At 67.0% G+C, this 5,348-nt stretch carries 4 protein-coding genes; 3 read left to right on the forward strand and 1 reads right to left on the reverse strand.

Annotation, left to right across the window (positions count from 1 at the left end):
• Positions 1-42 precede the first annotated feature (42 nt).
• Positions 43-1,353 carry a hypothetical protein gene (locus VLA96_05990; protein ID HSE48742.1) on the forward strand — a complete coding sequence of 437 codons (1,311 nt, stop codon included), beginning with the start codon at positions 43-45 and terminating at the stop codon, positions 1,351-1,353.
• Positions 1,354-1,368: 15 nt separating this feature from the next.
• Here VLA96_05990 and VLA96_05995 read toward each other — a convergent pair whose 3' ends face one another.
• Positions 1,369-3,432, reverse strand: a complete 2,064-nt coding sequence (locus VLA96_05995; GenBank protein ID HSE48743.1) for a M13 family metallopeptidase — start codon at positions 3,430-3,432, stop codon at positions 1,369-1,371.
• A gap of 171 nt (positions 3,433-3,603) precedes the next feature.
• Here VLA96_05995 and VLA96_06000 point away from each other — a divergent pair, with 171 nt between their 5' ends.
• Together VLA96_06000 and VLA96_06005 are read left to right on the forward strand one after the other, a co-directional pair.
• Entirely contained in the window at positions 3,604-3,960 is a 357-nt protein-coding gene (locus tag VLA96_06000) for a hypothetical protein (protein ID HSE48744.1), read from the forward strand.
• A 254-nt stretch (positions 3,961-4,214) separates the two neighbouring features.
• A partial coding sequence (locus VLA96_06005; protein HSE48745.1) for a sodium/proton-translocating pyrophosphatase occupies positions 4,215-5,348 on the forward strand: 1,134 nt, incomplete at its 3' end.

Consider the following 5,348-nt stretch of genomic DNA (forward strand, 5'->3'; position numbering starts at 1 on the left):
CGGGGCTGCTAACCTGTTAGCATCTCGCTCGTCGAACCACCCATGCGTCGACTCCTGGCGATCCTCGCGCTGCTTTCCTGCTTCGCCTGCGCGGAGCAGCCGCGGGCGGTCGAGGCGCTGCGCGAGTTCGAGAAGATGGCGCGCCAGCCGCTCTGGCCCGGATTCGAGCCGCAGCACACCGCGGTGGAGCTGTTCGACGGCATGAACACCTACCTGTTCCACCATCCGAAGCCGCCGGAGGGCTTCCAGCCGGTCGAGGGGGCCGCGGGCGTGTTCGTGTTTGCCGGACAGCACGATTCGGTCCGCGCCAACACCGGCACCGAGGTGAACGGGGTCCCGACCGCGACCGCGGACATCTCGAAGTCGAAGGCGACGGTGCGCGACCAGGCCGCGCTGCTGGTGCACGAGACCTTCCACGTCTACCAGAAGAAGGCGCACCCGAAGTGGGCGGCGAACGAGGGCGAGCTGTTCCTCTATCCGTTCGACGACGCCGAGGCGCTGGCGCTGCGGCGGCTGGAGACTCTCGCGCTGCTACGCGCGCTGCACGCGCGCAGCGACCGCGAGGTGCGCTGCTGGTCGGAGGCCGCGATGCGCCTGCGCGAGCAGCGCTTCCGCAAGATGCCGCCGGGCGCGGCGGCCTACGAGCGCGGCGTGGAACTCAACGAAGGCCTCGCCCAGTACGTGGAGTACAAGGCCGCGCGCAAACACGCTGCGCTGGCGGCGGACGACTTCCCTGCGGAGCTGATCCGGCAGCGCGGCTACGCCACGGGGCAGGCGCTGGCGCTGCTGCTCGACCGCTTCGTCGGCAAGAAGTGGCGAGAGGCGGGCGACGCGCCGCTCGATGCGCGCCTGAATGCCTACTTCGACCGCGACCCGCAGCGCCCGCGCAAGCTGTGCTCGTTCGCCGCCGAGGTCGCGCAGCAGGAACTCGACCGCGCGCAGGCGGAGCGCGACCAGCTCGTCTCCGGCCGCGCCAAGCGCAAGCAGGAGTTTCTCGCGGCCGAGGGCTGGCGCATCGAGATCATCGCGGGCAAGGAGCCGCTCTGGCCGCAGGGCTTCGATCCGTGGAACGTGCGCAACCTCGGCAACGCCGAAGTCCTGCACACACGCTGGATGAAGGTGGGCAACAAGTCGGGCGAGCTGGAGGTGCTGAACCACGCCTCGCTCACCGAGGGCGTCGGTCCGCACCCGCTCTTCAACGGTACTAAGCGCTTAGTAGTAACGGGGCTGGGCCCGGTCAGCTTGGATGACAAGGACGGCAGAGTCGCGGTGGCAGCGCCCGGGGTGAAAGGCAGCTTCCGGGGGGCAAGCGTCACGAACGAAGGGCAGGCGGTGGTCATCCGCCTGCCCTGAAGTCCCGCTTCCCTGCTACCAGATGCGGACGCGCTGCTCCGGCGCCAGGTACATCTTGTCACTGGGCTGGATGTCGAAGGCCTTGTACCAGGCGTCGATATTGCGAACCTCGAAGGCGCGCCAGTGACCCGGCGTGTGGACGTCGGTCGCGACCTGCTGGCGAAGGGCGGCGTCGCGCGCCTTCGACGCCCAGTTCTGGGCGAAGGCAAGGAAGAACTGCTGGTCGCCGGTGAAGCCGTCCTGCTCGGGCGCGGGCTTGCCGTGGAGCGACGCGCGATAGCCGTCGTAGGCGGCCGAGAGGCCGGCGACGTCGGCCACGTTCTCGGCGAGCGTCTGGTGGCCGTTGATGTGGAGGTCGGGGAACGGGGCGTACTGGTCGTATTGGCCGGCCAGGGCCTCGGTCGCGGCGCGGAAGTGCTCCAGGTCGGTCCTGGTCCACCAGTCGCGATAGCGGCCGTCGGAATCGAAGGTGGATCCGAGCGTGTCAAAGGCGTGGCTGATCTCGTGGCCGATGACGGTGCCGATGGCGCCGTAGTTGGCGGCCGCCGGGGCCTTGGCGTCGAAGAACGGCGGCTCCAGGATCGCGGCCGGGAAATTGAGCGCGTTCTGCAGCGGGAGGTTCACGGCGTTGACGGTCTGCGGCGTCATCGACCACTCGTGCTTGTCGACGGCGGCGCCCAGGCGCCCGACCTCATACTGGTACTCGTACATCTCGGCGCGCCACAGGTTGCCGAAGATATCGCCGGGCTTGACCTCGAACTTCGAGTAATCGCGCCACTTCTCGGGATAGCCGACGCCGACGTAGAGCGTGGCAAGTTTCTTCTGCGCTTCGGCCTTGGTCTTGGGGTCCATCCACGCGAGCGCGTCGATGCGCTTGTGGAAGGCCGCCTTGATGTTCTCGACCATCTCCTGCGCGGTCTTCTTGGACTCGGGCGAGAAGTAGCGCTCGGCGTAGATCTTGCCGACCGCGTCGCCCAGCAGGCCGTTGACGACGAAGACGCCGCGCTGCCAGCGCGGGCGCTGCCTGGTCGCCCCCGACATGGCGGTGCCGAAGAAAGCGAAGCGCTCGTCGGCGAAGGCCTTCGGCAGGACGCCGGCGAAGTGCTCGATGAGGTGATAGCTCAGCCAGTCCTTCCAGGCGTCGAGCGGCTGGCTCTGGACGAGCGCGGCCTCGCCGGTGAAAGCTTCCGGCTGGTAGACGTAGAACGCCTTCAGCTTGCCCAGGCCGGCGGCCTGGAAGTACGCGTTCCAGTCGAGGCCCGGGGCCTTGCGGGCGAAGTCGGCCATCTGCCACTGGTTGTTGGCCTTGGCGACGTCCTCGTTCTGGTCGAGCGGGCGATGCGTCCTGGCGATGGCGGTCTCGAGGTCGAGGACGCGCTGGGCGCGCTGCTCGGGGTTATCGAAGCCGGCGAGCTTGAGCATGGCCGCGACGTGCGCCTGGTACTTGGCGCGCAGCTCCTTCATGTGCGGGGAGTCGGCGAGGTAGTACTCGCGGTCGGGCAGCTCGAGCCCGCCTTGCAGCAGGTACGCGTGGTAGCGGCCGGGATCGGCGAATCCCGGCCCGACCCAGAGGCCGAACAGGTTATCCGTGTGGTAGTTGGTGTTGTTCATCGGGTCCACGTCCTGGCGGAGCGTGCGGCCGAGGGCGGCGGCGAGCTGCTTGCGGTCCTGGATGGCGGCGATCTCGGCGAGGTGCGGCTTGAGGGGGTCGAGGCCGCGCTGCTCAATGCCGGCCTCGTCCATGTAGGAGGCGTAAAGGTCGGCGAGCTTGCGGTTCTCGGTGCCGGCGGCGGGGTTCGACTTCGCGATCTCCTCGATCAGGTCGTTGGTGCGCTTGTTGGAGAGGTCGGCGAGCTTGTTGAAGACGCCGACGGAGGCGCGGTCCGCGGGGATCTCGAGCGGCTTGAGGTAGGCGCCGTTGGCGAATTCGAAGAAGTCGTCGCCGGGGCGCACGGACCTGTCGATGTGCGACGCCTGGATGCCGTGGGTGGCGGGCGCCGCGGCGTGTTGCGCATAGAGAGGTAAGAGGGCGAGCGAAAAGAGAACCAGCAGGCAGGAAAGCCGTCGGGTGAGTCTCACAGGTGCCTCCGGATGGGCGTAGAGAACCAGATATCTTAGACGGACAGCACGGCCCGAGGCGAGCAAGGACGCGCGGGCGCGCCCTCGGGGTCGAGGGAAAGCGCGCCCTCGGGGTCGAGGGCGCTACACTCGGTGGTTTGAGGTGTACCATCGCCGCGAAAGGCGGTACCCATGCGCTGGAAGGCATTCATAGCATTCGCGGTGTTGATGGCCCTGACGTCGTTCGCGGACAGCAAGAAGGCGACGGTGACGGGCTACGTGATCGATTCGGCGTGCGCCTACACCAAGGACCTGGACCGGCCGATCAGCGAGCAGTGCGCGCAGGAGTGCGCGAAAGCGGGGTCGCCCCTGGTCATCCTGGCGGAGGACGGCACGGTGTACTGGCCGATCGACAACGCGCGCCCGGCGCACGGGCAGAACAAGCGCCTGATGAAGGTCGCGGGGAAGAAAGTGACGGTGAGCGGCCAGGTGCACGACCGCGGCGGGTCGAAAGCGATCGTGATCGAGACGGTGGAAGCGTCGAAGTAACACTTCGTGCCGCCCTATTGGCACGGCTCAAGCCTTGCCCTGATACGAGTCCCTCGCGTTGACCGTATTTTTTCGCGCATGATATAAAAGTCTGTTCTCGGGGTGCTTACGCGCGTCATTGGGCGCGCATCCCATGAGGACTGGAGCGCGGCCAAGCCTGTACTTTCACTGTCCTGGTGGAAGCGCTGCTCCGAACTGCCGGCCCAGTTCGCCGGCCCAGACGATCCCAACGTCCTAGTTTCGGAGGAATCCGTATGTTCCACTCGCTCGCCGCGAGAACTTCGCGCCGCGTCTTTGCTGCGCTGGCACTGCTGGCGCTGCTCGCCCTCTCCACCACCGCATTCGCCCAAGCCGCGCCGGAACCGGCGCCCGCGCAGCAGGCCGTCGAACACAAGGGCGGCGGCGAAGCCTCGCTCAAGCTCCCGGACCTCTCGTCGGAGCAGTTCCTCGGCATCGACGGGCACACGCTGCTGCTGTTCGGGCTGATCGTGTGCGCGCTCGGCATGGCCTTCGGCCTGATGATGTACATGAACCTGAAGAATCTGCCGGTGCACCGCGCGATGCGGGAGATCTCGGAGCTGATCTACGAGACCTGCAAGACGTACCTGATCACGCAGGGGAAGTTCATCCTGCTGCTGTGGGTGTTCATCGCCATCGTGATCGTGGCGTACTTCGGGTTCCTGCACCCGGTGGAGGCGCACCCGGTGAGCGTGACCGTGCCGATCATCCTGCTGTTCTCGATCATCGGGATCGCGGGCAGCTACGGGGTGGCGTGGTTCGGGATCCGGGTGAACACGTTCGCGAACTCGCGCACGGCGTTCGCGTCGCTGCGCGGCAAGCCGTACCCGATCTACAACATCCCGTTGAAGGCCGGCATGAGCATCGGCATGATGCTGATCTCGGTGGAGCTGCTGATCATGCTGGCGATCCTGCTGTTCATCCCGGGGGATTACGCGGGGCCGTGTTTCATCGGGTTCGCCATCGGCGAGTCGCTGGGCGCGGCGGCGCTGCGCATCGCGGGCGGCATCTTCACCAAGATCGCGGACATCGGCTCGGACCTGATGAAGATCGTCTTCAAGATCAAGGAAGACGACGCGCGCAACCCGGGCGTGATCGCCGACTGCACGGGCGACAACGCGGGCGATTCGGTGGGGCCGTCGGCCGACGGCTTCGAGACCTACGGCGTGACGGGCGTGGCGCTGATCACCTTCATCCTGCTGGCGGTGAAGTCGCCGGCGGTGCAGGTGCAGCTGCTGGTCTGGATCTTCGCCATGCGCGTGATGATGATCATCGCCTCCGCCGGCTCCTACATGCTCAACGAGGCGTTCGCCAAGGCGCGCTACGGCAACGCGGACAAGTTCAACTTCGAGGCCCCGCTGACGCGTCTG

Source organism: Terriglobales bacterium (assembly GCA_035457425.1).
Taxonomy (GTDB): domain Bacteria; phylum Acidobacteriota; class Terriglobia; order Terriglobales; family Acidobacteriaceae; genus JACPNR01.

What these genes read in the sequence shown, in the direction of transcription:
- VLA96_06000 (HSE48744.1), top strand. Translation starts at nt 3,604, where the DNA reads ATGCGCTGGAAGGCATTCATAGCATTCGCGGTGTTGATGGCCCTGACG.
- VLA96_05990 (HSE48742.1), top strand. Translation starts at nt 43, where the DNA reads ATGCGTCGACTCCTGGCGATCCTCGCGCTGCTTTCCTGCTTCGCCTGC.